This window comes from Erythrobacter epiphyticus (assembly GCF_034653295.1).
Taxonomy (GTDB): Bacteria; Pseudomonadota; Alphaproteobacteria; order Sphingomonadales; family Sphingomonadaceae; genus Erythrobacter.
Genome location: NZ_JAYEEU010000007.1, coordinates 16,533 through 42,685, shown reverse-complemented (window position 1 = coordinate 42,685; position 26,153 = coordinate 16,533). Strand labels below are relative to the sequence as shown.

Annotated in this window: 32 protein-coding genes; 19 read left to right on the top strand and 13 right to left on the bottom strand. The window is 64.5% G+C overall.

The window, feature by feature from the left end; genetic code table 11:
• The first annotated feature begins 100 nt into the window (after nt 1–100).
• Complete coding sequence (locus SOQ14_RS05710; RefSeq protein ID WP_322897097.1) at nt 101–514, top strand: hypothetical protein; 414 nt, start codon at nt 101–103, stop codon at nt 512–514.
• A 3-nt stretch (nt 515–517) separates the two neighbouring features.
• On the opposite strand, the gene SOQ14_RS05705 is transcribed toward SOQ14_RS05710, so the two are convergent.
• From SOQ14_RS05705 to rpoZ, 3 genes are all read right to left on the bottom strand, one after another.
• Nucleotides 518–1,570 (bottom strand): DUF3667 domain-containing protein, encoded by a 1,053-nt coding sequence (locus SOQ14_RS05705; protein WP_322897096.1) that lies wholly within the window; start codon nt 1,568–1,570, stop codon nt 518–520.
• A gap of 72 nt (nt 1,571–1,642) precedes the next feature.
• A complete protein-coding gene (locus tag SOQ14_RS05700; protein WP_322897095.1) occupies nt 1,643–2,374 on the bottom strand; it encodes a ParA family protein in 732 nt (243 codons plus the stop codon).
• A gap of 197 nt (nt 2,375–2,571) precedes the next feature.
• Entirely contained in the window at nt 2,572–2,916 is a 345-nt protein-coding gene (rpoZ, locus tag SOQ14_RS05695; RefSeq protein ID WP_322897094.1) for a DNA-directed RNA polymerase subunit omega, read from the bottom strand.
• A gap of 106 nt (nt 2,917–3,022) precedes the next feature.
• On the opposite strand from rpoZ, the gene SOQ14_RS05690 reads away from it, so the two are divergent.
• Nucleotides 3,023–4,219, top strand: a complete 1,197-nt coding sequence (locus SOQ14_RS05690; RefSeq protein ID WP_322897093.1) for a phospholipase D-like domain-containing protein — start codon at nt 3,023–3,025, stop codon at nt 4,217–4,219.
• Between the two features lie 9 nt (nt 4,220–4,228).
• Here the strand turns inward: SOQ14_RS05690 and SOQ14_RS05685 are convergent, their stop codons facing one another.
• A complete protein-coding gene (locus tag SOQ14_RS05685; RefSeq protein ID WP_322897092.1) occupies nt 4,229–5,749 on the bottom strand; it encodes a replicative DNA helicase in 1,521 nt (506 codons plus the stop codon).
• A 136-nt stretch (nt 5,750–5,885) separates the two neighbouring features.
• Between SOQ14_RS05685 and SOQ14_RS05680 the strand changes: the two genes are divergently transcribed.
• Genes SOQ14_RS05680 through SOQ14_RS05670 form a run of 3 tightly spaced genes read left to right on the top strand, consistent with a single transcriptional unit; the run spans nt 5,886 to nt 7,563 of the window.
• Complete coding sequence (locus SOQ14_RS05680; protein WP_322897091.1) at nt 5,886–6,419, top strand: UPF0262 family protein; 534 nt, start codon at nt 5,886–5,888, stop codon at nt 6,417–6,419.
• Between the two features lie 2 nt (nt 6,420–6,421).
• Nucleotides 6,422–7,141: a glycoside hydrolase family 25 protein gene (locus tag SOQ14_RS05675; RefSeq protein WP_322897090.1), complete on the top strand. Its 720-nt coding sequence runs from the start codon at nt 6,422–6,424 to the stop codon at nt 7,139–7,141.
• On the top strand, nt 7,138–7,563 hold the full coding sequence (locus tag SOQ14_RS05670; protein WP_322897844.1) for a cytidine deaminase: 426 nt from the start codon (nt 7,138–7,140) through the stop codon (nt 7,561–7,563). The genes SOQ14_RS05675 and SOQ14_RS05670 overlap by 4 nt, the downstream gene beginning before the upstream one ends.
• Here SOQ14_RS05670 and SOQ14_RS05665 read toward each other — a convergent pair.
• Entirely contained in the window at nt 7,560–8,696 is a 1,137-nt protein-coding gene (locus SOQ14_RS05665) for a M14 family metallopeptidase (RefSeq protein ID WP_322897089.1), read from the bottom strand. The genes SOQ14_RS05670 and SOQ14_RS05665 overlap by 4 nt on opposite strands.
• Entirely contained in the window at nt 8,693–9,325 is a 633-nt protein-coding gene (locus SOQ14_RS05660; RefSeq protein WP_322897088.1) for a hypothetical protein, read from the bottom strand. Before SOQ14_RS05660 ends, SOQ14_RS05665 begins: the two co-directional genes overlap by 4 nt.
• A 114-nt stretch (nt 9,326–9,439) precedes the next feature.
• On the opposite strand from SOQ14_RS05660, the gene galE reads away from it, so the two are divergent.
• From galE to SOQ14_RS05645, 3 genes are all read left to right on the top strand, one after another.
• Nucleotides 9,440–10,468: a UDP-glucose 4-epimerase GalE gene (gene galE / locus SOQ14_RS05655; RefSeq protein WP_322897087.1), complete on the top strand. Its 1,029-nt coding sequence runs from the start codon at nt 9,440–9,442 to the stop codon at nt 10,466–10,468.
• A gap of 89 nt (nt 10,469–10,557) precedes the next feature.
• The gene (gene ykgO / locus SOQ14_RS05650; RefSeq protein ID WP_029724010.1) at nt 10,558–10,683 is read left to right on the top strand and encodes a type B 50S ribosomal protein L36; all 126 of its coding nucleotides are present in this window, start codon (nt 10,558–10,560) and stop codon (nt 10,681–10,683) included.
• Nucleotides 10,684–10,782: 99 nt separating this feature from the next.
• Nucleotides 10,783–11,385 (top strand): HAD family hydrolase, encoded by a 603-nt coding sequence (locus SOQ14_RS05645; RefSeq protein ID WP_322897086.1) that lies wholly within the window; start codon nt 10,783–10,785, stop codon nt 11,383–11,385.
• A 104-nt stretch (nt 11,386–11,489) separates the two neighbouring features.
• Here SOQ14_RS05645 and SOQ14_RS05640 read toward each other — a convergent pair whose 3' ends face one another.
• Nucleotides 11,490–11,831 carry a DUF8200 family protein gene (locus SOQ14_RS05640; RefSeq protein ID WP_322897085.1) on the bottom strand — a complete coding sequence of 114 codons (342 nt, stop codon included), beginning with the start codon at nt 11,829–11,831 and terminating at the stop codon, nt 11,490–11,492.
• A 195-nt stretch (nt 11,832–12,026) separates the two neighbouring features.
• On the opposite strand from SOQ14_RS05640, the gene SOQ14_RS05635 reads away from it, so the two are divergent.
• Entirely contained in the window at nt 12,027–12,560 is a 534-nt protein-coding gene (locus tag SOQ14_RS05635) for a winged helix-turn-helix transcriptional regulator (protein ID WP_322897084.1), read from the top strand.
• Here SOQ14_RS05635 and SOQ14_RS05630 read toward each other — a convergent pair whose 3' ends face one another.
• Together SOQ14_RS05630 and SOQ14_RS05625 are read right to left on the bottom strand one after the other, a co-directional pair.
• The gene (locus SOQ14_RS05630; protein WP_416232736.1) at nt 12,561–13,373 is read right to left on the bottom strand and encodes a hypothetical protein; all 813 of its coding nucleotides are present in this window, start codon (nt 13,371–13,373) and stop codon (nt 12,561–12,563) included. It abuts the gene before it with no gap.
• A 33-nt stretch (nt 13,374–13,406) separates the two neighbouring features.
• The gene (locus SOQ14_RS05625) at nt 13,407–14,903 is read right to left on the bottom strand and encodes a YifB family Mg chelatase-like AAA ATPase (RefSeq protein WP_322897082.1); all 1,497 of its coding nucleotides are present in this window, start codon (nt 14,901–14,903) and stop codon (nt 13,407–13,409) included.
• 316 nt (nt 14,904–15,219) lie between these two features.
• Between SOQ14_RS05625 and rpmH the strand changes: the two genes are divergently transcribed.
• From rpmH to yihA, 5 genes are all read left to right on the top strand, one after another.
• Nucleotides 15,220–15,354, top strand: a complete 135-nt coding sequence (gene rpmH / locus SOQ14_RS05620; RefSeq protein WP_034955521.1) for a 50S ribosomal protein L34 — start codon at nt 15,220–15,222, stop codon at nt 15,352–15,354.
• A 148-nt stretch (nt 15,355–15,502) separates the two neighbouring features.
• Nucleotides 15,503–15,880, top strand: coding sequence for a ribonuclease P protein component (gene rnpA / locus SOQ14_RS05615; protein WP_322897843.1), 378 nt, complete (start codon nt 15,503–15,505; stop codon nt 15,878–15,880).
• A complete protein-coding gene (gene yidD, locus SOQ14_RS05610; protein ID WP_416232735.1) occupies nt 15,877–16,086 on the top strand; it encodes a membrane protein insertion efficiency factor YidD in 210 nt (69 codons plus the stop codon). Before rnpA ends, yidD begins: the two co-directional genes overlap by 4 nt.
• A 65-nt stretch (nt 16,087–16,151) precedes the next feature.
• Nucleotides 16,152–17,915, top strand: coding sequence for a membrane protein insertase YidC (gene yidC, locus SOQ14_RS05605; protein WP_322897081.1), 1,764 nt, complete (start codon nt 16,152–16,154; stop codon nt 17,913–17,915).
• 4 nt (nt 17,916–17,919) lie between these two features.
• Nucleotides 17,920–18,600 carry a ribosome biogenesis GTP-binding protein YihA/YsxC gene (yihA, locus tag SOQ14_RS05600; RefSeq protein WP_322897080.1) on the top strand — a complete coding sequence of 227 codons (681 nt, stop codon included), beginning with the start codon at nt 17,920–17,922 and terminating at the stop codon, nt 18,598–18,600.
• 185 nt (nt 18,601–18,785) lie between these two features.
• Here the strand turns inward: yihA and SOQ14_RS05595 are convergent, their stop codons facing one another.
• A complete protein-coding gene (locus tag SOQ14_RS05595) occupies nt 18,786–19,205 on the bottom strand; it encodes a VOC family protein (protein ID WP_322897079.1) in 420 nt (139 codons plus the stop codon).
• A 247-nt stretch (nt 19,206–19,452) separates the two neighbouring features.
• Between SOQ14_RS05595 and SOQ14_RS05590 the strand changes: the two genes are divergently transcribed.
• From SOQ14_RS05590 to SOQ14_RS05575, 4 genes are read left to right on the top strand one after another with little or no spacing between them, the layout of a single operon-like run.
• On the top strand, nt 19,453–20,115 hold the full coding sequence (locus SOQ14_RS05590; protein ID WP_322897078.1) for a glutathione S-transferase family protein: 663 nt from the start codon (nt 19,453–19,455) through the stop codon (nt 20,113–20,115).
• Nucleotides 20,082–20,981, top strand: a complete 900-nt coding sequence (locus SOQ14_RS05585; protein WP_322897077.1) for a S1/P1 nuclease — start codon at nt 20,082–20,084, stop codon at nt 20,979–20,981. The genes SOQ14_RS05590 and SOQ14_RS05585 overlap by 34 nt, the downstream gene beginning before the upstream one ends.
• Nucleotides 20,982–20,983: 2 nt before the next feature.
• Nucleotides 20,984–22,135: a succinyl-diaminopimelate desuccinylase gene (gene dapE, locus SOQ14_RS05580; RefSeq protein WP_322897076.1), complete on the top strand. Its 1,152-nt coding sequence runs from the start codon at nt 20,984–20,986 to the stop codon at nt 22,133–22,135.
• 32 nt (nt 22,136–22,167) lie between these two features.
• Nucleotides 22,168–23,496, top strand: coding sequence for a dicarboxylate/amino acid:cation symporter (locus tag SOQ14_RS05575; protein ID WP_322897075.1), 1,329 nt, complete (start codon nt 22,168–22,170; stop codon nt 23,494–23,496).
• 10 nt (nt 23,497–23,506) lie between these two features.
• Here the strand turns inward: SOQ14_RS05575 and SOQ14_RS05570 are convergent, their stop codons facing one another.
• Genes SOQ14_RS05570 through dapB form a run of 3 tightly spaced genes read right to left on the bottom strand, consistent with a single transcriptional unit; the run spans nt 23,507 to nt 25,384 of the window.
• Nucleotides 23,507–23,920: a hypothetical protein gene (locus tag SOQ14_RS05570; RefSeq protein ID WP_322897074.1), complete on the bottom strand. Its 414-nt coding sequence runs from the start codon at nt 23,918–23,920 to the stop codon at nt 23,507–23,509.
• Between the two features lie 54 nt (nt 23,921–23,974).
• Nucleotides 23,975–24,646 carry an endonuclease III gene (nth, locus tag SOQ14_RS05565; RefSeq protein WP_322897073.1) on the bottom strand — a complete coding sequence of 224 codons (672 nt, stop codon included), beginning with the start codon at nt 24,644–24,646 and terminating at the stop codon, nt 23,975–23,977.
• A gap of 12 nt (nt 24,647–24,658) precedes the next feature.
• Nucleotides 24,659–25,384, bottom strand: a complete 726-nt coding sequence (gene dapB, locus SOQ14_RS05560; protein ID WP_322897072.1) for a 4-hydroxy-tetrahydrodipicolinate reductase — start codon at nt 25,382–25,384, stop codon at nt 24,659–24,661.
• A gap of 49 nt (nt 25,385–25,433) precedes the next feature.
• On the opposite strand from dapB, the gene SOQ14_RS05555 reads away from it, so the two are divergent.
• Nucleotides 25,434–26,141, top strand: a complete 708-nt coding sequence (locus tag SOQ14_RS05555) for an NAD-dependent deacylase (RefSeq protein ID WP_322897070.1) — start codon at nt 25,434–25,436, stop codon at nt 26,139–26,141.
• The last annotated feature ends 12 nt before the right edge of the window (nt 26,142–26,153 follow it).

The window sequence follows — 26,153 nt, the reverse complement described above, 5'->3', positions numbered from 1 at the left end:
GGGCGTCCGGAGCGATCCGGGCGCTCTTTTTGCGTGTGGTCACCGCCGGTTCATCGCGGCTCCGCAATGGCGCGCGGGCGATCAAGCGGGAGGCCAGGTGATGCGGGCAATCTTCAGTGCGGCGATGATGCTGGCGGCAAGCAGCGCGCTGGCGGCGCAGGAGCCTCCGGCCGCCGCGCCCGGCGAAGCGCCTCCGCCATCGCAAGCGATGAGCGTGGCGGCCTTCCTCGAACGGCTCGGCGAAGTCAGCCGCAGCGGGCCGGGCTGGACCGAGACCCCGCAGGCAGCACAATTGTTCGAAGCCGTTGCGGGCGCGGGCAGGGCCTATCGCCGCGATTTGGCAGCGCGCGCGGCTGCCGGGCAGCCGGTGGAGGCGTGCCTGCCGCCCACCGCCGAACTCGACAGCGATGATCTGTTCGCGCATTTCGCCGGCCTTGCCCCCGAACAGGCGCGCCGCACAGCCCTCGCCGAAGCTTTCGCCGAGGTGGTGCGCAAACGCTATCCCTGCCCCTGAACCTCAGAACGCGCCGAGCACGCCGAGGATCAGCAGGAACAGCGTGATTACGATCTGGGTGCAGATCAGCAGGACCACAAACCGCCACACCGCCGACAACCGGGTGAGGCCATAGGCGTAGCGCAATTGCTTGTAGAGATGCAGCGGCGCGCCGATCACGAACAGCCCCGCCGCCCAGCCGCTGCCTTGCGGGATCACGCTGATCAGCGACATCGCGATGAACAGCAGCGACATGAAAGCCAGCGAATAAGTCACGAACACAGCGTGATCATAGGCCTTGAACTGCCGCCGCCAGGCGAACATCAGCCACAGGAACGGGAGCGAGAGCGGGATCAGCAGCCAGCTGAACTTGTAGCCATTGGCCTGCAATTTGTAGATCATCAGCCCGGGGTTCTTCTGCCATTTTTCGAGCAAGACCTTGTCGAGAAACGGGATCCCGGTGTTGACGCTGACAACCTTGTCCGTTGCGCCTGCCTCGCCGGAGCCCTGCGCCAGCACGAAGTTGAGGCCCTTGAGCTCGCCATCGATCTCGTCCCGGCGCGGGCTGCCCGCGGGCAGGGTGGCGCGCTCCTTTTCCAGCGTGTTGATCTGCTTTTGCATCTCGGCCTGGAAGGGACTGTCCTTCTGCGTGCCGAACAGATCATCGGCGATATCGGTGGGCGAGCCGATCCCCACCATCTGGAACACGGCGAACATCGCAAAGACGCTGAACAGGAACATCGCCATCGGGCTGACGAATTTGGCGCGTTCGCCTTCGATGAAGCGGCGGGTGAGTTGGCCGGGCTTGAAAGCAAGCAGCGGCAGGGTGTTCCACAGCTTGCCATCCAGGTGCAGCACGCCGTGCATGATATCGTGGCCGATTGCCGCAAGGCTGCGATGGACATGGGCTTTCTGGCCGCACTGGCCGCAATAGGCCCCGGTTACCATTGCCCCGCAATTGAGGCATGCGATTGGCGCATGCGGCTCTTGGCGCGCCTCGCCCTGTGAGGGTTCAACCGCGCGGGCGAGCAATCCGCCCTCGATGGCCGCGCCGATCCCTTCGCCAATACCGTTCATTGCGCCCGCACCCCTTCCACCACCATGCTGGGGCCGCATTCTTGGCAGCAAATGCCAAACCGCGATAGAGGCTTACTTGCTGGCGAGCTTGCGCTCGATCGCAGTCCAGAGCTGGGCAAAGGCCCGCGCGGCGGGTGATTTCGGGGCAAAGGCGCCGACCGGTTGGCGCTCCACCGCGCATTGTTCGATCGCGCTGGCGAGCGGCACCACCGGCCACGTCGGGTTGGCGGCGCGCGCGTCGCGGTGGAGCGAGCGGCGCATATCGATCATCGAAAGCACCGGCAGGATCGGCGGATGGCCCTTGCCCGCGCCGCGCACTTCCTCAACCACGGTTTCGAAAGCGCGCGCCGATAATGGCGAAGGCGGCAGCGGTACGATCACCACATTGGCGGCGCGCATCACCTGCGTGCTCACCGCGTTCAGCACCGGCGGGCAATCGAAGATGATGCGATCATAATCCTTGGCAAGCCGCTCCACCAGCTTGGTGAGCCGCTTCTTCTTGCCGAGCTTGTCAAGCTGGCGATCAAGCGTGCGCAGGCTTTCATCGGCAGGCAGCAGATCGAGCCCGGGATAGCGGCTGTGCTGGATCAGCTTAGCCGGATCGCTGCCATCGGCAAACACGCTGTGCGCGGTGTGTTTCTTGCCCGGATCAATCCCGAGGAGAAACCCCGCGCCATTGGCCGGATCAAGATCCCACAGTAGCGTCTTGCGGCGCGAGATCTGGGCCGAACACCACGCGAGGTTGACCGCAAAGGTGGTTTTGCCGACCCCGCCTTTGACGCTGTAAACTGCAATGCTGGCCATGCTTGTGCGCGCCCTTGCCGCAGGTCGTGGTTGCCTGCGGCGTCAGGCTATGCCGGTTTGATCGCAAGGCCAAGCGATAGTGTGCCGTGCCAGCCCACGGCCTGCCGTTTCCAAAAGGCCGCCAGGGCGCGCCCCAACAAAAAAGGCCGCCCGGTGGGGCGGCCTCTGTCATTCTCGGACATCCGATCCGGCAGGTTTCAGCCGTCGTAATCGCCGCCAAGCGAGGTGTTGCGCGCCGGCGCAGCCGCGGTGATGCGGAGCGCTTCGGCCGACTGGCTGAGCGAGCCGATTTCGTCGGCTTCGTCCTCATCATCGGGCAGGATCTTCTGAAGACCGTTAACCAGCGCTTCGTGGAGCTCGCGCGGCACGATCGTCTGTTCGGCGATTTCGCGCAGCGCGACGACCGGGTTCTTGTCGCGGTCGCGATCCAGCGTCAGCTCGCTGCCGCCCGAGATTTCGCGCGCCCGCTGAGCAGCGAGCAGGACGAGGTCGAAGCGGTTGGGAACCTTGTCGACGCAATCTTCAACGGTAACGCGTGCCATGGGCGGCCTCTTTTACGGAGAATTCGGGAAGAAGGCGCGCACTAGGCACATGGGCGCGCAGAGTCAAGATAATGCAACTTCGCGCAAGAGCGGCTATGCTGGGCCCATGGACGCCGCCGCCCTCAGTGTTTCGCCCGCCGATGCTGCGCAAGGCTATGCGGATTATCCCTCCTTCACCGTGACCGCGGCGGACCACCACTTCACCTTCCATCCCGGCGGTGCCGAACGCTTCGATGCGCTGCTGGGCCTGATCGCCGGGGCGCAGCACAGCCTCGAGGTGTTCTATTATCTGTTCGATGATGATGCCTCGGGCACCGCGGTGCGCGAGGCGCTCATTGCCGCAGCGGCACGCGGCGTGGCGGTGCACCTGATTGTCGATGATTTCGGCAATGATGCCGGGGCTGATTTCTTCGCCCCGCTGATCGCAGCGGGGGGCCGTTTCGCGATTTTCTCGCCGCGCTGGGGCAAGCGCTATCTGGTGCGCAACCATCAGAAAATCGCGATTGCCGATGGCGTGCGGGTGATGACAGGTGGTGCCAATGTTTCGGACCACTATTTCAATCCGCCCGCGCGCAATGGCTGGTGCGATCTGGCGGTGGTGATCGAAGGCCCGGTGGTCGCCAAATTCGTGGAGTGGTTCGGGTTGCTCGCGCGCTGGGTGGAGGGCGAGGCGCAAGGCCGGATCAACCAGCTGCGCCGCCTGCGCGAATTCGTCCAGCAATGGGATGGCGGTGATGGCCCGGTGCAACTGCTGATGGGCGGCCCGCTTGTGCGGCACGGGCACTGGGTCTCGCTGTTCAGCCGTGATCTGCGGCGCGCCCGGCGGCTTGATACGGTTTCGGCCTATTTCTCCCCGCCGCGCAGTTTCCGCCGACAGGTCGCCGACATTGCCCGGCGCGGCCCGGTGCGCATGGTGATGCCCGGCAAGTCCGACATTGCGGCGGCGATTGATATGGCACGGCTGCTTTACCGCTCGCTGCTCAAGGCCGGGGTGCGCCTGTGCGAATTCACCCCCTGCAAGCTGCATATGAAGCTGCTGGTGGTGGACGATATCAGCTATGTCGGCAGCGCCAATCTCGACAAGCGCTCCTTCCGCGTGAACATCGAATTGATGGTGCGGATCGAAGATGCCGCGCTCGCGGCGCAGCTGCGCGGGCTGATCGATCATCTCGAAGCCGCCAGCGTGCCGGTGACACCAGCCTGGTATGCCAAGCGCGCGACCTGGTACAACCGGCTGCGCTGGTTGCTGGTCTATTGGCTGTCGCTGGCGGATTACCGCATCAGCCGGGCAGGCACGGGCTGAGCGGCGAGCCTATTCGAACCCGTAGTCCGAATAATCCTTGTAACTGGGCGAGGTGAACTTGGTGATGTCGCTCTGGAAGTGGAGCCGCACATTACCGGTTGAACCGTGGCGCTGCTTGGCCACGATCAGTGTCGCCTTGCCGACGATCTGTTCGTACTTCTCCTCCCACGCGCGGTATTTCTCGCTCATTTCGGCCGAGGAGCTTTCATCCGGCGTGTCGGGCTTGACCAGCAGGTGATAGTAATCATCGCGGAAGACGAACCACACCATGTCGGCATCCTGCTCGATCGAGCCGGATTCGCGCAGGTCTGACAGCATCGGGCGCTTGTCCTCGCGCTGTTCGACGGCGCGCGAGAGCTGCGACAGGGCAATGACCGGCACCGACAATTCCTTGGCGAGCGTTTTCAGCCCGCGGCTGATCTCGGAAATCTCGTTGACGCGGTTGTCGCTGCCGCGGCCCGAGCCTTGCAGCAGTTGCAGATAGTCGACGATGATCAGCCCGATATCATGCCGCCGCTTCAGCCGCCGCGCGCGGGTGCGCAAGCTTGCGATGGTGAGCGCAGGCGTATCGTCGATATAGAGCGGCAATTCGGCAAGGCGCTGGCTCGCGAAGGAGAGCTTCTGGAAATCCTCGCGGCTCATTTTCCCTGAACGCAGCGCTTCGGACGAGATCTCGGCCTGTTCGGCAAGGATACGCGTGGCCAGCTGATCGGCGCTCATTTCGAGGCTGAAGAAGGCCACCGGCGCGCCGTAGTTGAATTCGCCGCCGTCGCGCTGCCACTTGAGATGTTCTTCGGCGCAATTGAAGGCGATGTTGGTGGCAAGCGAGGTCTTGCCCATGCCGGGACGCCCGGCAAGGATGATCAGGTCGGAATTGTGCAGGCCCGACGTTTTCTGATCGATCGTGGCGAGGCCGGTGGTCTTGCCCGAAAGCCCGCCGCCCGAATTCATCGCGGCTTCGGCCATCTTGATCGCGGTGAGCGCGGCTTCGCGGAAGGTGGAGGCTTCGCTGCCAGTGGCTGCGCCTTCGGCGACCTTGAAGAGATCGGCCTCGGCCCGCGCGATGCGATCCAGCGGCGAGGTGTCTTCGGAGGTATCCAGCGCACCTTCGACCAGCCCGCGCCCGACGCTTACCAATTCGCGCAGCAGCGCCAGATCATAGATCTGCTGCGCCAATTCGCGCGGTGCGAGCAGGCCTGCGCCATTCGCTGTCAATTGCGCCAGATAGGTCGTGCCGCCCAATTCCCTGAGCGCTTCATCGGCTTCGAAATAGGGGCGCAGCGTGACCGGCGAGGCAGTGGCGTTCCGTTCGATCAGGGTGAGCACGCGGGCATAGATGCGCTGGTGCAGCGGCTCGAAGAAATGCTCCGCGCGAATCGGCACGGTCAATTCCTCGATCACGCGGTTATCGATCAGCACCGCGCCCAGAAAAGCTGCCTCCGCCTCCAGATTGGCGGGCAATTTCATCACAGGCGTGGGGGCTGCGCTGTCATCGCTCTTGATCAGCAGGAGTTTTTCGGGTTCGGCCATAGCGGCCTGATGCGCGCGTGGGGGTATCGGGCGCAAGGGGCAATCCGCGGAAAAGGGCGCGGTCGCCCTGTGGATAGTGGGGAGAGTTTGCCGAAGTGCTTGAAGTGCGGCCCATCGATCTGCGAAGGCGGTAATCATGGCCGCGCTCCCGCCTGATTCCCTGTCGCTTGCTCCTGCCGCTGGCCCGGCGGGCGGGCATCGCATTGCGCAGATCACGCTCGACGAGGCAACGATCCTGTGGCGCAATGCCGATGTCGAACAGGAACGCCGGGTGGCGATCTATGATCTGATCGAGGAAAATGTCTTCAAGCCTGTGAGGAGCATGGAGCGCGGCGCGCATGGCCCCTATCATCTCCATCTCGCGGTGCGGGACGGGCGGCTGGCGATGGATGTCAGCGATACCAGCGGGCAATTGCTGGAAACGCTGCTGATCGGCATGGCGCGGTTCCGTCGCCCGATCCGCGAATACTTCGCGATCTGCGACAGCTATTATCAGGCGATCCGCAAGGCGACTCCGGCCGAGATCGAAACCATCGACATGGCCCGGCGCGGCATTCACAACAACGCCGCTGAAATGCTGCTCGAACGGCTGGAAGGCAAGGTTGAGACTGATTTCGCCACCGCACGGCGGCTGTTCACGCTGATCTGCGTGCTGCACATCAAGGGCTGATCATGGCACGCGGTTCTTCCAAAGCGAGGCGCAAGGCGCCGCGCCGCTGGCTGTGGCGGGCAGGCGCGCTGGCGGGGCTGACCGGGCTGGCCTTCCTCGCCTGGTTCTGGTGGGACATGCGGGCTTGGCGCCCGGATGAAACGGTCTTCCCCGAACAGGGCGCGGTGATCGCAAGCAATGCCGCTGCCACCCGCTTTGCCACGCTCAAGGCGCTGGGTGCAGCCTTTGCCTATCTCGAATTGCCTGATGAAAGCGGCCCGCCCGATCCCGGTTTTGCCGCGCGGCTTGCGGCTGCGCGCGAGGCGGGGCTCAAGGTCGGGGTCATCCACGTGTTTGATCCGTGCCGCCCGGCGGATGCGCAATCGGCGTTCTTCACGCGGATGGTGCCGCGCGATAGCGGCTGGCTCCCGCCGGCGATTGCGCTCACCCGGCTTGCCGATGGCTGCGCCCAGCCGGTCAGCGATGCGGCGGTGGAGAGCGAGCTCGTCACCTTCATCAACCAGATCGAGACACACGCGGGAAAGCCGGTGATTCTCAAGCTGGGGCGCGCGTTTCAGGAACGCCATCGCAGCGCGCAGGCGCTGGAACGCGATCTGTGGCTGATGCGGGATCGCGCCCAGCCGGACTATGCCGGGCGGCCGTGGCTGCTATGGAGCGCCAATGCCTCGCTGGTGAGCGAGGCGGCGGAGGAGCCGATCGAATGGGCGGTGGTGCAGAAATGAGCCTTGATGATGCAACCGAAGCCCGCCTGATTGCGGCGGCGCGCGCTGCGGCAGTCCATGCCTATGTGCCCTATTCGGACTATCCGGTGGGCGCGGCCCTGCTGTTTGATGACGGGGCGATCATCACCGGCTGCAACACCGAGAATGCAAGCTATGGCCTCTCGCTTTGTGCCGAGACCGTCGCGGTCGCCAAAGCACTTGGCGAAGGGCGGCGCGGCGGCCTTGTCGCTGTGGCGGTGATCGGGCTGGCCGCTGGGGCCGATCCGATCACGCCCTGTGGGCGCTGCCGCCAGATGCTCAACGAAGTCGCAGCCCTGGGCGCAAGCGATCCGCTGGTGCTCTGCGTGGGAGAAGCCGAGGTGCGGCGCGTGCCGCTTTCCGTGCTGCTCCCCCACGCTTTTGGCCCGAGCAACCTCGCCTAGCTTTTCGTCTCCAGCCATTCGACCAGCCCGGCCAGACACTCGCGGGCAAACAGCTTGCACCGCTCGGGCGACCAGCCCTGCTCGGGCTCGGGAAAGTCGGCGAGATCCTTGAACGGCATTTCGAGCGTCATGGCACAGGCACCAAAGCGTTCGGCAAGCTGGTTGGTGCTCATCGACAGATTGGCCTTGCCCGCGGCAGCCTTGGGATAGCCCAGCTTGGTCTGGAAGTCCGAGGTGCGCCGATCAAGGATGCGCTGATAGAGGTAGAAGGCTTCGCCCTGTTCCGCTGTCCACGACGGAATGCCTTCGAACCCGGCCAGAAACACCGCCGGGATCGCTTCATCGCCGTGGATGTCCATTGCGAAGTCGACGCCGGTTACATCCATGCGGTTGCGGATGGCGAGCACTTCGGGCGATTTCTCCGCTGTCGGATGGGCCCATTCGCGGTTGAGATTGATCCCTGCCGCATTGGTGCGCAGATGCCCGCGGCGCGAGCCATCGGGGTTGCAATTGGGCACGATATGGAGGCGGCAATCGCGCCGCAGCGCGCGGCCGACCGGATCGGCCGGATCAAGCAGGCAATCGAGCGCGCCTTCGATCCACCACTCGGCCATCGTCTCGCCGGGATGCTGGCGGGCATAGAGCCACACCTTGGTGGTGCCTTCACCCATTTCGAGGCAATCGATCGGCTGACCATCGAGCGTGGTGCCAAGCCGCACCACCTCGACGCCTTCGCTCGCGGCGGCATCGGCAATCAGATCGTGATGCCGTTCCATTGAGTAGGGCGCGAAATAGGCAAACCACACCAGGCTCGATTGCGGGGTGTAGGTGATGGTGAGCGTCCCGCCATCCTCGTCCTTGTCGAAGCGGGACGGCGCGCGGCCCCAGTAATCCCGGTCTTCCGAGACGCAGGCATCATAGCCCGGCCAGCCGCCGGGATAAGCCGATGCGTTGAGGCCCGTGATCTTGAGCACGATTTCCTCGCCCACCGGGCAGGCCACGCGGAAATGGAACCACTGGAAAAAGTCGGACAGGTGATCCTTGGTGATCGCGAGGCGCGCCGTGTTGCCCGCGATGGAAAGCACCTGGATATTGCCGCTGTCGAAAGCGGAATCAATGAACAGGGATGTCATGAGGCGGGCTGAAGCTCCGTGGCCTTGATGGTGATGGTCTCGCCATTGCCACCGGGGAAGTCACGGAACAAGCCGCTCGCCAAGGTGCGGGCATTGAGCCCGACCTGCGAATAGGGCGATTTGACCGCTGTCGCCATTTGCGCACGTCCTTCCCACAGGCTGCGGCCCGTGGCATCATTGATCCGCACGCTGAGTTCGGTGGTGACATTCGGCCCGCGCTGACCGCCGCCCAGATTGATCCCGACCCCGAGGCCAACCCCGCTGCCCCAGCCGCCGGTCTGCCCGCCCATCCCGACACTTACCGGCCCACGGCGGGCGGTATCCGGCGCCGCAATCGCGGCGCGGCTGGTGCGGATGCTGGCGCTCTGCTCGGCGGAGCGACCTTGCGGGACGACGGTGTAGCCGATGCGGCCCAATTGCTCGCTCACCGCAGCGACATAGGCGGCCTGCGCGAGCTCATCCTTGGGGCCATCGGCGAGGCTCACGCTGATCGTGCCGCGGCCTAGCACGCTGCGATCGGGGCTGACAAAGCGGGTGACTTCGACCGGGCCGGTGAAGGGGCCGGTGCAGGCGCACAGAGCCAGCGGGGCGAGCAGGGCGGCGGCAAAAGCGGGGCTGATACGGGGCATGGGGGTGATCCTCTTCTGCGTTGGTTCTAATGTGGCGAAGGGGCAGGCACAAGCGGCACATCCCGCTCAAAATTCCGGGCCATTGCGGGAAAAATCTGTGTTAGGGAGCGCGCCATGAGCAAGACCAAGACGACAACCGTGCTGGTGACCGGCGGGGCAGGCTATATTGGCAGCCATGCGGTGCTGGCGCTTCAGGATGCGGGCTACCGCCCGGTGGTAATTGACAATCTCTCGACCGGCTTTCGCTTTGCCGTGCCCGGCGGTGTGCCGCTTTATGAAGGCGATATCGCTGACGAAGCTTTGCTGGCGCGTATCTTTGCCGATGAGGATGTCGCGGCAATCATGCATTTTGCCGGTTCGATCATCGTGCCCGAAAGCGTCGCCGACCCGCTCAAATATTATCACAACAACACCGCCAAAAGCCGCGCGCTGATCGCGGCAGCGGTGGCGGCGGGGATCGCGCACATCATCTTCTCCTCGACCGCGGCAACCTATGGCATTCCCGATGTCGCGGCGGTGAACGAGCATACGCCGCAGCGCCCGATCAACCCCTATGGCTGGTCGAAGCTGATGACCGAGCAGATGCTCGCCGATGTCGCGGCGGCCCATCCGCTCAATTACGGCGTGCTGCGCTATTTCAACGTGGCGGGCGCTGATCCGCAGGCGCGCAGCGGCCAGTCGACGGCGGGCGCCACGCACCTCATCAAGGTCGCGACCGAGGCCGCGCTTGGCGCGCGCAGCGGGGTCAGCGTGTTCGGTACGGATTATGCGACTCCCGATGGCACCGGGGTGCGGGACTATATCCATGTCAGCGATCTGGCCGCCGCCCATGTGCTGGTGCTGGAAGCGCTGATGGCTGATCCGGCGCGCTCGCTCACCTTCAACTGCGGCTATGGCCGCGGCTTTTCAGTGCTCGAAGTGCTCGATGCGGTTGATCGGGTGGCGGGGGTGACACTGGCACGACGGATGGAACCGCGCCGCGCGGGTGATCCCGATTCGCTGATTTCCGATCCCGCACGGCTGATGGCGAGCGTGCCGTGGCAGCCGCAATTTGCCGATCTCGACGTGATTATCGCCCATGCGCTCGTGTGGGAGCGGCGTTTGGCCGAGATTCGTCAGGCCGAGGCCGCCGAGGCCAATTGACGAAAGCCGCTAGCGTCGCTATCGGCGCACCCAGATTTATCGCGCGTCGGGCGTTGATCCGGCGCGTTTGTTTTTTCGAAAGACCGAACATGAAGATCGTCAACAGCCTCAAGTCGCTGAAGGGCCGTCACCGCGACAACCGCGTGATCCGTCGTCGTGGCCGCACCTATGTGATCAACAAGACCAACCGCCGCTTCAAGGCTCGTCAGGGCTGATGACGTGCTGGGGCGGCTGCTGACAGTGGCAGCCGCGTGATCGGATGGCCCGCCTCCCGACCTGGGGAGCGGGCTTTTTCCATGTGAGGAGCACGGCAGGTGCCATCAGCGGTGGTGTTCGATATCGGACGGGTGCTGTTCGAATGGCAGCTTTCCGCGCTGTTTGCCAAGCTGATTGCCGATCCGGACGAACTGGCATGGTTCGTCGCCAATGTTGTGACCGAGGAATGGCACTATCAGCATGATCGCGGGCGTTCGCTCGCCGAGATGGTGCCAGAGCGAATCGCCGAATTCCCTGCCTACGCAGCGCACATCCATGCCTATGCGGCGCGGTTCAACGAAACCGTGCCGGGGCCGGTGGCCGGGATGCCGGCATTGGTCGAGCGGCTCCATGCGCGCGGCGTGCCGCTCTACGGCCTCACCAATTTCGGCGATGAGCTCTGGGCGCGGTTCCGCCCGACGCAGCCGATCTTCGATCTTTTTGCGGATGTAATTGTCTCGGGCGCGGAGAAAGTCGCCAAGCCCGATCCCGCGATCTACGCCATCGCCGAAGCGCGCACCGGACGGCGCGGTGGTGAGCTGTTCTTCACCGATGACAATCCGGACAACATCGCGGCAGCCCGCGCGCGCGGTTGGCATGCCCATCTCTTCACCGACGCCACCAGCCTGGAAACGCGGTTGGTGGCGGCCGGGCTGCTCTGAAGCGCAAAAAATCCCCCGGTCACGCACTGGGGAATGCGTGCCGGGGGCTGGGATTGCCGTCCGCTGGAGAGGGAGGGGCGGACGGAGGGGACTTCAGAGAGGCCTTACTGGCCGTTGCACTTGGCCAGTTCTTCGGCAGCCATGTCTTCGCCATTGGCCTTGAAGCGCGACACGGCGCCGAACTTGCGGGCGAGGCCGCGGCAGATGCGCAGCGGGCGGGCATCGCCCTTGCCGGCGACGCAGGTGGTGCCTTGGCAATTCCAGGCGACACCGCCGAGCACTTCGCTCTTGGCGTCAGCCGGGGTGGCGAGCGTGGCGGTGTAATAGCCGCCGCCCGCAGCCTGAACCGGTGCAGCCGAGGTGGCGATGCCAAAGCTGAGGCCGGTGTAAACCAGCGCGCTGGCGAAGATCGCGAGGCGGCCGGTGCGGGGAAGGGTAATGCTCATGACAAGTCCTTTCTCGGAATGCGGGGTTGCAATTCGACAGGTTCGTTCTAGGTGCGTTGTGCAGTGCAGCGTTTCAATTCGAAACCAGTTGCGAATCACCACCTACACAATTAAGTTGCAGGTTGCAACCTAAAACTGAAATGAGTTTGTCCGGCGCGCGAAAGCGGTTACACATGTCGGCAGGGGAAAGTGATCATGGGTGATTTGAGAGAACCGCTGCGCGAACTCATCGAATGTGGTCTGCCGCAAGCGCTTGAAGTGATGGGAGAGCGCTGGTCGTTCATGATCCTGCGCGCCAGCTTCAACGGGCTCAAGCATTTCGAGGAATTCCTCAGCGAGCTCGGCATTGCCCGCAACATCCTTTCCAACCGCCTCGCCAAGCTGGTCGAACACGGGATCCTCAAGCGCGAGCCTTGCGCCGATGATCGCCGCAAGATCGAATATCGCCTGACCGAGAAGGGCTTTGACCTGCTCCCCGCGATGCTGGCGCTGCGCCAGTGGGGGCAGAAGTACGGCGCCGAGCGGGTGGTGGAAGATCCGGTGCTGGTGGACGAGCGTGATCGCCTGCCGATCGGCCCGGTCTCGATCCTCGCGCATGACGGGCGCATTCTCGGCCATCAGGACTTGTGGCTGGTGCGCCCCGAAAACCTAGGCAAGCGCGCCGATGGCACGGTGGTGCTGCCTGGTGAAGTGGTGGTGCTGCGGGCTGGCAAGCCCTCTACCGCGTGATCATCGCGAGACGGTGTAATCGATCCTGATTCGCACCCACGAGCCGACTTGTGATCGCCCGCCGATGCGCGCGGGGCGCACCTTGAACTGCCATGCTGCCGCCAGCACCGCGCGCCCGATGTTCGATCCCGCGGGGCTTTCGGCGAGCAATTGGCAATCCTCCACCCGCCAATCAGGCACAGTCCGGCAGGCAATCAGCGCGGCGCTCGGCGCGCTTGCGGTGGAGAGATAGCCTGCCAATTCCTGCCGGGTCGGCTCGCGATACCACTTGGCGGCATAAAGTGGCTCGCCATTGGGTGCTGTGCCGACCCGCTGGCTATCGGGTTCGCCCTGCGGCCCGCTGTCAACCGGGCCATAGGTCCGTGGCGGCGCAGCCGGGCGCGGCATCGGAGCGGGCGCAGGCGCAGGCGGGGCGGGCGGCGCGGCGCTCGGCTGCGGCAAGGGCACGGGATTGCGCAGGATCGGCGGCGGTGGGTTTTCAGGCGCAATGATCGCGGGTTCAACCGGCGGCTGAGGCACCGGCGGGGTCTGCGATGTCGGTTCGGCTGGGGGCTCGGGCGGTTGTTCGGGCGGCGGCTCTTCGGCAGCATCGGGCAAGGCAAAGGTCACCGCTTCGAGCCGCGCATCATCGGCCTTTTCCTCGCCGCTCCCGGCAAAGCGCGCGCCGATCAGGAACAGGAGCGCAATGATCAGCCCCTCGATGGCAAGCGCCAGCGCGAGCCCGATCATCCGGCGGCGCGGATCGCCGGCCGCGCGCCCGAAGGGCGACGGTGCCAGGCCGTTGGGGAGGGATTCGGGAGAGGCGGGGGTCACCCCCATCCCATAGGCGAGCGGCTGCGTTGCTGGCTAGCCTTGCGCCACCATCTGACGATAGCTCAGCGCCTCGGCAATATGCACCCGCCCGACGCGTTCGGCATGATCAAGATCGGCAATGGTGCGCGCCACCCTGAGCGTGCGGGTGTAACCCCGTGCCGACAGGCGCAGCTTTTGCGCCGCCAGCATCAGCAATTCGCGCCCCTTGTCATCGGGCCAGGCACATTGTTCGAGCGCTTCGCCATCCAGCTCCGCGTTGGCGCGCACCCCGCGCCGGTTCTGCACCGCGCGGGCCGCAGCCACGCGCGCGGCGACCTCGGCGCTGCCTTCTGACGGGGCGGGCAGGGCCATGTCCGCCGCGCTCACGCTGGCGACATGGACGTGCAGATCGATCCGATCTAGCAGCGGCCCCGACAAGCGGGCCTGATAATCTTCAACACAGCGCGGCCAGCGATGGCAATTGCGCGCCGGATCGCCGGCATAGCCGCAGCGGCACGGGTTCATCGCGGCCACCAGCTGCACCCTTGCCGGGAAGGTGACATGGGCATTGGCGCGCGCCACATCGACCTGCCCGGCTTCGAGTGGCTGGCGCAGCGAATCCAGCACCGGGCGCTGGAATTCGGGCAATTCATCAAGGAACAGCACGCCGAGATGGGCTAGGCTGACTTCGCCCGGCTTCACTTTCAGGCCGCCGCCCGTCAGCGCGGCCATGCTGGCAGAATGATGCGGCGCACGGAACGGGCGGGCACGGTTGATCCGCCCCTGTTCGAGCATGCCGGCCACCGATTGCACCATCGAGACTTCGAGCGCTTCGGCGGGCGAGAGTTCGGGCAGGATCCCCGGCAGGCAGCTTGCAAGCAGGCTTTTGCCCGAACCGGGCGGGCCGATCATCAGCAGATTGTGGCCGCCCGCCGCGGCAATTTCGAGTGCGCGCTTGGCATTGTCCTGCCCTTTGACTTGCCTGAGACAGGGGTGCGGCTTGCCCTCGGCGATTTCCCCCGGGCGCGGTTCGGGCAGGACATGGCTGCCCTTGAGATGCCCGAGCAGGCTGGCGAGATCGCGCGCCGCCAGCACCGTGATGCCGCTTGCCCAGCGCGCTTCCGAGCCCTGTTCCGCCGGGCAGATCAGGCCGCGTTGCTGGGCGCTCGCATGGAGCGCCGCCACCAGCACGCCCGGCGATGCCACGATCCGGCCATCGAGCGACAATTCCCCGACCACGATCCATTCACCCAGCTGTTCGGCATCGGTCACGCCCATCGCGGCGAGCAGCGCCAGCGCAATCGGCAAATCATAATGCGAGCCATCCTTCGGCAGATCGGCGGGCGAAAGATTGATCGTGATCCGCTTGGGCGGCAGCGCAAGCCCCATCGCAGCGAGCGCCGCCTGCACCCGTTCGCGGCTTTCGCTCACCGCCTTGTCCGCCAGCCCGACCACTGAAAAGCGCGGCAAGCCGGGGGCAATCTGGCACTGCACTTCGACAGGGCGGGCTTCGAGCCCCAGATAAGCGACGGTTTGGACCAGCGCGACCATCCCCCAAGCTTCCCATCTGCCATGAACCAATCACTTGAATAATATGACTTTTCTATGATGGCTTGTCGAGCATTACGATCTGATCTTGAAGGGAAATCGAAACCATAAGCGGCAGCCTTTTGGCGGTCTGCCGGTCAACCCGCGTGCGCGATGGGTGCACCCCGGCATGAGACGCGCAGCATGCACACCGCTTGACTCGGGTTCTGTCTTCCCATAAGCGCGCGCCCTTGATCCCCGCCGCCAATAGGGTGGCAGCATGATGATCGGGCGCACATTCGCGTGTGCGGCATGATCGGATTTCGATTTCGAGGAAGATATGAAGCGGACTTTCCAGCCCAGCAATCTTGTGCGCGCGCGTCGCCACGGCTTTTTCGCCCGCAAGGCGACCCCGGGCGGTCGCAAGGTTCTGCGCGCCCGCCGCAAGCGTGGCCGCAAGAAGCTCTGCGCGTAATTTTCTCCGCGCCCGCCTGCGCGGGTGCGATTTCCTCGCTCATGCGGCCTGACGGCCGCGTTGTTGCGGGCGGCCGGTCGGCCTTGCGGGCTCCCCTCGGGAGCCCGTTGACTTTTGCCACCTCCGTCATTGCTCTATGGGCGATCCCATGATTTCGGTCCTTACAAAGCGCGCGGATTTTTTGGCCGCCAATAGCGGGCTCAGGAATGCCCGCCCCGGCTTTGTTCTGCTGACCCGGCCGAATCAGGGGCAGGGCATCCGCTACGGGATCACCGTCACCAAGAAGATCGGCAATGCCGTGGTGCGCAACCGGATGAAGCGACGGTTTCGCGAATTGCTGCGCGCTGCGCTGCCCGAGCACGGGCTTGCCGATCACGATCACGTCCTGATCGGGCGCGCTGGCGGGGTCGAACGCGATTTTCACCGCATGGGCGAAGAGCTCGCACAAGCGCTCATCCGCGCGGGCGAAGGCAAGAGCGATCCCGCCTATGGCCGCCGCCCGCGGCGTGGCAGCAAGGTATCATGAAGCAACTGCTGATCCTGATCGCGCGCGGCTGGCAGCTTGGCCCGTCGCGCATCCTGCCGCCGACCTGCCGCTATGCTCCCTCATGCAGCCAGTATGCGATCGAGGCGATCGGCAAATATGGTGCGCTCAAGGGTGGATGGATGGCGTTTAAGCGGCTAATGCGCTGCCACCCATGGGGTGGGCATGGCTATGATCCGGTACCGTGAGGGTGGAAATCGCAGCGTGTTAATCCCATAATACACCTTATTGATCTTCTTTGACGGGTTTCATCTTGGACAACCAGCGCAATCTCCTGCTCGCCGTCGTGCTTTCCGGCCTTCTCATCCTCGGGTGGGATATCGGCATGCGGTTTTTCTATCCCGAAGCATCGCTGACCGCTGCGGTGGACAAGCCGGCGGCGGCCACCAGTGCAACAGCTTCCGCTGATACCGTGGCGGCAACGGGCGTTGCAGGGGCCGACATTGGTGAAGGTGTGGCGACCCGCCGCGATCTGGCGAGCGCGCTGGCCAGCCCGGGACGCGTCGTGATCGATACGCCGCGCCTTGCCGGATCGATCAATCCGGTCGGCCTGCGCGTTGATGACATCGTCCTCAAGGATCACCGCGAAAGCGTCGCCAAGAACAGCGGCCCGGTGCGCTTGTTCGCCCCGGAAGGCACCCCCTATCAGTATTTCGCCGAGTTCGGCTTTGTGACAGGCGGCCAGCGCCTGCCTTCCGCGCTGGTATGGCAGGCTGATGGCACCCGGCTGACGCCCGAGACCCCGGTGACCTTCACGCACACTGATCCCAATGGCATCACCTACCGCGTGCGCTTTGCGATTGATGCGGATTACATGATCACCGCCAGCCGTACTGTCACCAATGGTTCGGCCGCGGCGGCGATCATCCAGCCCTTCGCGCTGATCAACCGCACCAGCGCCCATGCGACGGTGGATGAATTCCTCGTCCATTCCGGCCCGCTCGGGGTGTTTGGCGGCACCTTGTGGGACGAGAACAATTACGAGGATCTCGCCGAAGCCGGGCGCGATATGCCTGCGGGTGCGGCAAGCTGGCTCGGCTTCACCGATCGCTACTGGCTGTCAGCGCTGGTGCCGGGCGAAGGCAAGATTGCCGAGGCAGGCTTCCGTTCGCTGGGCAGCAAGCTGTTCCGCACCGATCTGCTCTACGCGCCGCAGACCGTGGCGGCCGGTGCCAGCATGACGCAGGACACCCGCCTGTTCGCCGGGGCCAAGGAAAGCGAAATCCTCGAAAAATACGAAGGTCAGGGCATCACCGAATTCGACAAGGCGATTTCGTGGGGCTGGTTCTGGCTGATTGAAAAGCCGCTGCTGTGGCTGCTGCTCCAGCTTAACCAGCTGGCCGGCAATTTCGGGGTCGCGATCATCCTGATGACCGTGATCGTGCGCGGCGTGATGTTCCCGGTTGCACAGAAGCAGTTTGCCAGCATGGCCGCGATGAAGGCGGTGCAGCCCAAGATGAAGGCGCTGCAGGAACGCTACAAGGACGACAAGCAGCGTCTCCAGCAGGAGATGATGAAGCTCTACAAGGATGAGAAGGTCAATCCGCTGGCGGGCTGTCTGCCGCTGCTGATCCAGATCCCGATCTTCTTTGCGCTCTACAAGGTGCTGATCCTGTCGATCGAGATGCGGCATGAACCCTTCATCGCGTGGATCAGGGACCTTTCGGCACCCGATCCGGCGCATATCCTCAATCTGTTCGGGATGCTGCCCTTCGATGTGCCGGGCTTCCTTGCCATCGGCCCGCTCGCGATCCTGCTGGGTGTGACAATGTGGCTGACCTTCAAGCTCAATCCGGCAGCGATGGACCCGGTGCAGCAGCAGATCTTTGCCTTCATGCCGTGGATCCTGATGTTCGTGATGGCACCCTTTGCCGCGGGCTTGCTGCTTTACTGGGTCACCTCGAACATCCTGACGCTGGCGCAGCAGAGCTATCTCTATTCCAAGCATCCGCAGCTCAAAGCGGCAGCGGCGCAGGAAAAGGCCGAGGCCGAGCGCAAGAAAGCGGCGCAGGGCTAGGCGGGTGAGCGACGAAGCCGAACAGGTCGCCCGCGAGGAAGCCGCATCGAAGCTCTTTTCGGGGCCGGTGGACTTCCTGCTGTCCGCCCCGCAGCTGAAATTCCTGCCCGAGCCGATCGTGCCCGAGATCGCCTTTTGCGGGCGCTCGAACGTGGGCAAATCCTCGTTGCTCAACGCGCTCACCGGCAGGCGGGCCATTGCGCGCGCTTCGGTGACACCGGGGCGCACGCAGGAATTGAACTTCTTCGACATTGGCCGGGGCGAGGAAGACGGCGCGCTGCCGCTGTTCCGGCTCGTCGACATGCCGGGCTACGGCTTTGCCAAGGCGCCGGTGAAAGTGGTCGAGAAGTGGAAGGCGCTCGTCAAAAGCTATCTGCGTGGCCGGGCGGTGCTAGCGCGCACGCTGGTACTGGTCGACAGCCGCCACGGGCTCAAGGAAACCGACCGCGAGATGATGGCGATGCTTGATGAAGCCGCTGTCGGCTATCGCATCGTTCTCACCAAGACTGACAAGATCAAAGCGAGTGAGCTGGCGGCGGTCGCGGAAAAGACCGCTGTCGAAGCCAAGAAGCACATCGCAGCCTTCCCGGAAATCCACCTCACCAGCAGCGAGAAGGGCATGGGGATCGAGCGCTTGCGCGCGGCGGTCGTCGCCGATGCGCTGGGCGAGGGGTGGATGGGGTAGCCGCTGCCGCTTTGGCGTGTCTGGCGTCATCCCGGCGAAGGCCGGGATCCAGAGCGGCAGGCGCTGCTCTGCAAGCCCCTAGACCCCGGCCTTCGCCGGGGTGACGGAAACCTAGGTTCTCGAGGTCAGATCCCCGAACGGCCGCTTTTCAAGCAGAACGAATCCAAAGCTGACGCGTATCAGCCCTATTTCGCAAACAGGCTGGCCAGATCCTTGAACGCCTTGAACTCGAGCGCATTGCCCGCCGGATCGCGCAGGAACATCGTTGCCTGTTCGCCCGGCTGACCCTTGAAGCGGATGGTCGGCTCGATCACGAAATCCGCGCCGCCCGCGCGCAGACGCTCGGCGAGCGCTTCCCATTCCGCCATCCCCAGCACGAGCCCGAAATGGGGCACCGGCACGCCATGCCCGTCGACATGATTGCGCGCCCGGTCGCCCGCCTGCCCCGGTGCCAGATGCGCGACGATCTGGTGGCCGTGGAAATCGAAATCGATCCATTCGTCGGATGACCGCCCCTCGGCGCAGCCCATCACCCCGCCATAGAAGGCGCGCGCAGCGGCCAGATCATCGACGGGGAAGGCGAGGTGAAAGGGTGGCAGGCTCATGCCGCATAGCTTAGCGCGCCCGAACCGGTGAGGAAAAGCATTTTCCTACCCCTCGCCCGCATGCCAGCCTCTACATATGACCGCGCCACTGGACACCCCTGAAGCCTTCCGCGCCGCGCTTGTCAGCTTTGGACAAGACAACATTTCCCTTTCAGGACAGTGTCTCAACTGTCTCACCGTTAAGCATCGACAGCGCGGGGATGAACGGCTAGGGCCGCCGGGCCCGGCAAGGTGGAGCAGGCAAGCCATGAAACTCATTATCGGCAACAAGACCTATTCGAGCTGGAGCCTGCGCGGCTGGCTCGCTGCCAAGCAGTCGGGCCTGCATTTCGACGAGCTGACCGTGCCGATCAGAGGCGCGGAGTGGGAGCGGCTCAAGCGCGAGATGGGTGAGGTGCAGCCCTCTGCCGGCAAGGTGCCGATCCTGTGGGATGGCGATGCGGTGATCTGGGATAGCCTTGCGATCCTCGAATATCTTGCCGACAAGGTCGGGCGCGACCGGTTCTGGCCCAAGGATGCCGCCGCACGCGGCATGGCGCGCGCGATGGTCGCCGAAATGCATGCAAGCTATCAAAGCCTGCGCCGCGAATTGCCGATGAATATCCGCCGCCGTTTTGAGCTGCCCGGGGTTTCCGACGAAACCCGCAGCGACATCGTGCGTATCCTCCAATTATGGGCTGAGGCGCGCGCGCGCCATGGCAGCGCCGGACCTTACCTGTTCGGAACCTTTGGTGCGGCTGATATCTTCTATGCTCCGGTGGTGACGCGCTTCGTCACCTATGGCATCGCCGTGCCGGGGTTTGCGCAAAGCTACATGGAAGCGGTGCTTGAACATGGCTGGATGCGCGAATGGACCGCCGCGGCTGAGGAAGAAGAATGGGTGATCGAGCAATTCGAACAGATCGGCTGAGAGCGGCGCTCGGCGCGCTCGCGCTCCCGCTCGCGCTGCTGCTGCTGGTAGTGCTGCCGGGGCAGGCGCAGGCCTGGGGCTTTTACGCGCACCGGCAAACCGCCAGCATTGCCGAGGCGAATATCTCGCCCGCAGCCCGCGCCGAGATCCGCCGTCTGCTGCGCGCGGAAAAGCTGCTGGGGACGCCCAAATGTCCGCTTGCAACCTTGCAGGATGCCAGCGTCTGGGCCGATTGCATCCGGGGCGAAGGCTGGCGCTGGGGCTACACCGCGCCGTGGCATTATCGCACCACGCCGATCTGCGAGGCCTATAACCCGCGCGCCAATTGCGCCAATGGCAATTGCGTGACCGCGCAGATCGAACGCGCCCACCGCGTCCTTTCCGACCGGAGCCTGCCCGATCCGGTGCGGCTCGAAGCGCTGGCGTTTCTGGTCCACTTTGCCGGTGACATCCACATGCCGCTCCATTCCGGCGACAAGGATGATCGCGGCGGCAATGACCGGGTGACCGATTACGGCATTATCCCCGAACTCAATCTGCACTGGATCTGGGATGGCCCGCTCGCCGAACGGGCGATCAGCGATCCCGCCGATCCGGTGGCGCGGCGCTATGCCCCTGCCGAGCGGGCGGAGCTGGGCGGCGGCACTGCGGCGGATTGGGGCCGCGAAAGCTGGCAGATTGCGCGCGACTTCATTTATCCCACTGCCTTCCACACCGAGGATGTGTGCAGCGGCGATCTGCCCAAGAAGACCGCGCTGACGCAGGAGGATATCGTGGCCGGCGTGCCGATCGCGCGGCGCCGCGTGGTGCAGGCGGGCATCCGCATCGCCGAATTGCTCGAAAGCGCACTTGGCCCTAAGTCCTGATGATGGATGACACGCTTTCCCTAGCCAAGCGGCTGATCGCCGCGCCCAGCATCACCCCGGCCACCGGCGCGGTGTTTGATGCCTTGCAGGCGATGCTCGAACCGCATGGCTTCGCCGTCCATCGCTTTATCCGCGGCGCCGGCGCAGCGGGCAGTGATGAAGCCCCGGTCGAGAACCTGTTCGCGATCCGCCAGGGGCCCAAGGGTTCACGCCACTTCGCCTTTGCCGGGCATCTCGATGTCGTGCCGCCCGGCGAGGGCTGGACAAGCGATCCGTTCGAACCGCAGGAGCGCGGCGAATTGCTCCACGGGCGCGGCGCGGTCGATATGAAAAGCGCGATTGCCGCGATGGTCACGGCAGCGGCTGCGGTGCCGCAGGAAGCGGGCACGATCAGCTTCATCATCACCGGCGATGAGGAAGGCCCCGCGCTCCACGGCACCCGTGCGCTGATCGATTACATGGCCGAACACGGCCACCAGCCCGATCTGTGCCTGGTGGGAGAGCCGACCTCGGTCCACCGGCTTGGCGACATGGCCAAGATCGGACGGCGCGGTTCGGTCAATATCTGGATCACGGTCGAAGGGGCGCAGGGCCACGTTGCCTATCCGCATCTGGCCGATAATCCGCTGCCCAAGCTGGTGGCGATCCTTGCCGAACTGGATTCGCTGACGCTCGATACCGGCACGGCATGGTTCCAGCCGTCCAATCTCGAGATCACCGATATCAGCGTCGGCAACCGGGCCACCAATGTGATCCCGGCGCGGGGCGAAGCGCGGGTCTCGATCCGCTTCAATGATCTCCACACCGGCAAGAGCCTGTCCGACCGGGTTTCCGCGATTGCCGAAAAGCACGGCGGCAAGGCGCGCCCCGTCATTTCGGGCGAGCCCTTCCTGACCGAGCCGGGTGCGTTCTCGAAGCTGGTCAGCGCCGCCATCGAGGCCGAGACCGGCATCGCGCCTGAACTGTCGACCAGCGGCGGCACATCCGATGCGCGGTTCTTGCGCGCGGTCTGCCCGGTGATCGAATTCGGCCTGTGCAACGCCACCATGCACAAGCGCGACGAAGCGGTTGCGATCCCCGATCTCGCTGTGCTGGCGCGCATCTATGCCCGGATTGCCCGTGCGGGGCTGGCGCTTGAGGAGGCAGAAGGCTAGCCTCGGCGCAACGCCGGGAGAGAATAGAGACAATGGATCGCAAGCTTACCCTTTATATCCTGATTGGCATGGTGCTGGGCGTGGTCGTCGGGCAAGTGCTCAATCAGACCATGCCCGCCGATGTGATCAAGGAATCCATCGCGCCGTGGTTCAAGCTGCTGTCCGATATCTTCCTCAACCTTATCAAGATGCTGGTGGCTCCGCTGGTGCTGTCGACCATCGTCGTTGGCATCGCGCATATGGGTGATAGCGCCGCGCTGGGCCGCATCGGGGTGCGCGCCTTGACGTGGTTCATCACCGCCAGCCTGATCTCGATCGGGCTCGGTCTGGTGCTGGTCAACCTGTTCCAGCCCGGGGTTGGCGCACCGATTCCCGATGTTGCCGAAGCCGCCGCTGCCGTGGGTGAGGTGAAGGAACTGAAGGCGACCGACTTCATCCTCTCGATCTTCCCCAAGAACGCGGTCGAGGCGCTGGCAACCAACAACATCCTGCAAATCCTCGTCTTCTCGATCTTTGCCGGCGTCGCGCTATCCGCCATCGGCGAACGCGGGCAGGCGCTTGTCAAAGGCGCGGATGCGCTCGCGGAAATGATGCTGCAAGTGACCGGCTACGTGATGCGCTATGCGCCGGTCGCGGTGTTCGGCGCGCTCGCCAATGTGGTGGCGGCAAGCGGGCTGGCGATCCTTGGCACCTATCTCACCTTGCTGGTGGAGTTCTATTTCTCGCTGGTGCTGCTGTGGGTTATCCTGCTGAGCGCAGGGGCCGTGTTCCTCGGCGGGCGCATCTTCGCGCTGATCCGCTACATCCGCCAGCCGCTGATGATTGCCTTCTCGACTGCCTCTTCCGAAGCCGCGCTGCCCAAGCTGTTCGAACAGCTTGATCGGTTTGGCGTGCCGCGGCGGATTTCGGGCTTCATGCTGCCGCTCGGCTATTCGTTCAATCTCGACGGCTCGATGATGTATATGAGCTTCGCGACGATCTTCATCGCGCAGGCCTATGGCATGGACCTGAGCGTCGGCACGCAGATCATGATCCTGCTGACGCTGATGATCTCGTCCAAGGGCATAGCCGCCGTGCCGCGCGCATCGCTGGTGGTGATCACTGGCACGCTGGCGATGTTCGGCCTGCCGGTCGAAGGCGTGGCGATCATCCTTGCGATCGACCAGTTCCTCGACATGGGCCGCACCGCGACCAATGTGGTCGGCAATGCGGTGGCAACGGCCGTCATCACCAAGTGGGAAGGGATGCTGGAGGTGGAAGAGCCCGACTATGTCGAACTCCCCCACGCCCCCGCCCACACCGCCGCCGATGGCCGCGCCGGGTTGGAGCTGGATGAGAGCAATTACGAGGAGCGGGGCTGAAGCCTTGCCCTTACGAGGCGGATTTGGCCTGCTTCACATATTCGACCGGCACAAACGGCGCGAGGCCGCACCCCGCGCCGCGCTGGGGCACACCGCCGATATTCGTCAGCACATAGATGATGTCCGCGCTGCATAGCTGATCGATCGATGTCTCGTAGGAAAAGGCGCGTTCAAAGCCGAGGCCGGGGCAGCGGTTCGGCATGGTGACGCGGTAAACATCCCCATTGCGCATCTCGAAATCGATGATCTGATCGCTGCGCACCTGTGACTGGCGCACCTGGCTGCGCGGGATGCAGCTGCGCGCCTCGCCCGCCACCTTGACTTCGGGCACCCGCGCGTTGCGATCCGGGCTGTCCTGCTGGCTGACAGCGCAGCCGGCGAGGATGAAGGGCAGGGCGGCAAGCAAAGCGAAGCGAGCAGGCATCAGCGATACTCCAGACAAGGATTGCATTGTCGAACTCCGCGTTTGAACCGGCGGTTAATCCGCAGGCGGTGGCGCGCTGCGGCCTTTGGGCGCTTCGAGCACCTTCTTGCGGAAGCTGCAAAGGTCGGAAACCTTGCAGCGCCAGCATTCGGGGGTGCGCGCCTTGCAGACATAGCGGCCATGCAGGATCAGCCAGTGATGTGCATGCAGGCGGAAGGGCTGGGGCACACGCTTGTCGAGCTTGGCCTCGACATGATCGGGGGTCTTGCCCTTGGCGAGTCCCGTGCGATTGCCGACCCGGAAGATATGCGTGTCGACCGCGAAGGTCTCCTGCCCGAACCAGCAATTGAGCACGACATTGGCGGTTTTGCGACCGACGCCGGGCAGGCGCACCAGATCCTCGCGGGTAGCGGGCACCTCCCCGCCATATTCATCGACGAGGATTTGCGAAAGCGCGATCACGTTCTTGGCCTTGGAATTGAACAGGCCGATGGTCTTGATGTGCTCCTTCAGCCCGGCCTCGCCCAGATCGAGCATCGCTTGCGGAGTTTTGACCTTCGCAAACAGCGCGCGCGTGGCCTTGTTGACGCCCACATCGGTCGCCTGTGCCGACAGCGCGACCGCGACCACAAGCTGATAGGCATTGCCATATTCGAGCTCGGTGCGCGGGGTGGGATCATCTTCGGCCAACCGCCGGAAGAATTCGAAGATCTGGTCCTTGGTCATCGGCGTATGCGCTTACAGCCCCAACACGTCTTCCATGGTGTAGCGCCCGGCGGGCTTGCCACGGAGCCACTCTGCCGCCTTCACCGCGCCGCGCGCGAAGATCATGCGGTCTTCGGCCGAATGCGACAGGGTGAGCCGTTCGGACGGCCCGGCAAAGATCACGCTGTGCTCACCCGCGACAGTGCCGCCGCGCAAGGTGGCAAAGCCGATCGCGCCTTCGCGGCGGGCGCCTGTCATCCCGTGGCGTCCGCTTTCCATATGATCGGGCAGGCTGATGCCGCGCGCCTGCGCTGCCGCCTCGCCGAGCAAGCGGGCCGTGCCCGAGGGCGCATCCACTTTCATGCGGTGATGCATTTCGAGCACTTCGATATCCCAGTCCGGGCCGAGCCTGCTCGCCGCCTCGCGCACCAGATGCGCCAGCAAGGTCACGCCAAGCGAGAAATTGCCGGTTTGCAGCACCGGAACCACCTTGGCAGCCTCGGCGAGCATGACGACATGCTCCTCTCCCAGCCCGGTGGTTCCGATGAGAATCGGAATGCCCGCCGCGCGGGCCGCGCTGAGGTTAGCGGCGAGCGCGGCGGGTGCCGAGAAATCCACCAGCACATCGCATTGGCAGGCGAGCGGTTCGGGATCGCCGCCGGCATCTACCCCCACTTGCAGCGTGTGGCCGGCCTCCGTGATCGCGGCGGCGAGCGCTTCGCCCATCCGGCCCTTGTGTCCGATGACTCCGAAACGCATCGCTGTCCTGCCCATTGCCTTATCTGTGAGGGGGTGTTTGATAGCTGCCATGACACAGATCAAGCGTATCGTCATCCTTACCGGCGCGGGCATTTCTGCCGAAAGCGGGATTGATACCTTCCGCGCGGCGGGTGGGCTCTGGGAACAGCACCGGGTCGAAGATGTCGCAACGCCCGAAGGCTTTGCCCGCAATCCCGATTTGGTGCTCGGCTTCTATGATATGCGGCGCGCCGCGCTGGCCCATGTCGCGCCCAACCCGGCGCATGCCGCGCTGGCGCGCTTGCAGGGCGAATTTGCGGGCGATGTGCTGCTGGTGACGCAGAATGTCGATGATCTGCACGAACGTGGCGGATCGCGGCAGGTGCTGCACATGCATGGGGAGCTGAAGAGTGCGCTCTGTCTCGCCTGCGAAGCCCGCAGCCCGTGGCACGCGCCGATGCTTGACCGGCCGCCCTGCCCGGTTTGTGCCGCGCCGAGCCTGCGCCCCGATGTCGTGTGGTTTGGCGAGATGCCTTACGAAATGGGGCGGATCTACCAAGCCCTCGAAACCTGCGATCTGTTTGTCAGCATCGGCACATCGGGCGCGGTCTATCCTGCCGCCGGTTTCGTCGAGGAAGCCCGCCGCGCCGGGGCGCGCACGCTCGAACTCAATCTCGAGCCGAGCGAAGGCTCGCACCGCTTTGACGAATCGCGGCTTGGCCCGGCCAGCGTTTTGGTGCCGGCATGGGTCGAAGAGGTGCTCACAACCACCAGCTGACAAGCGGTCTCG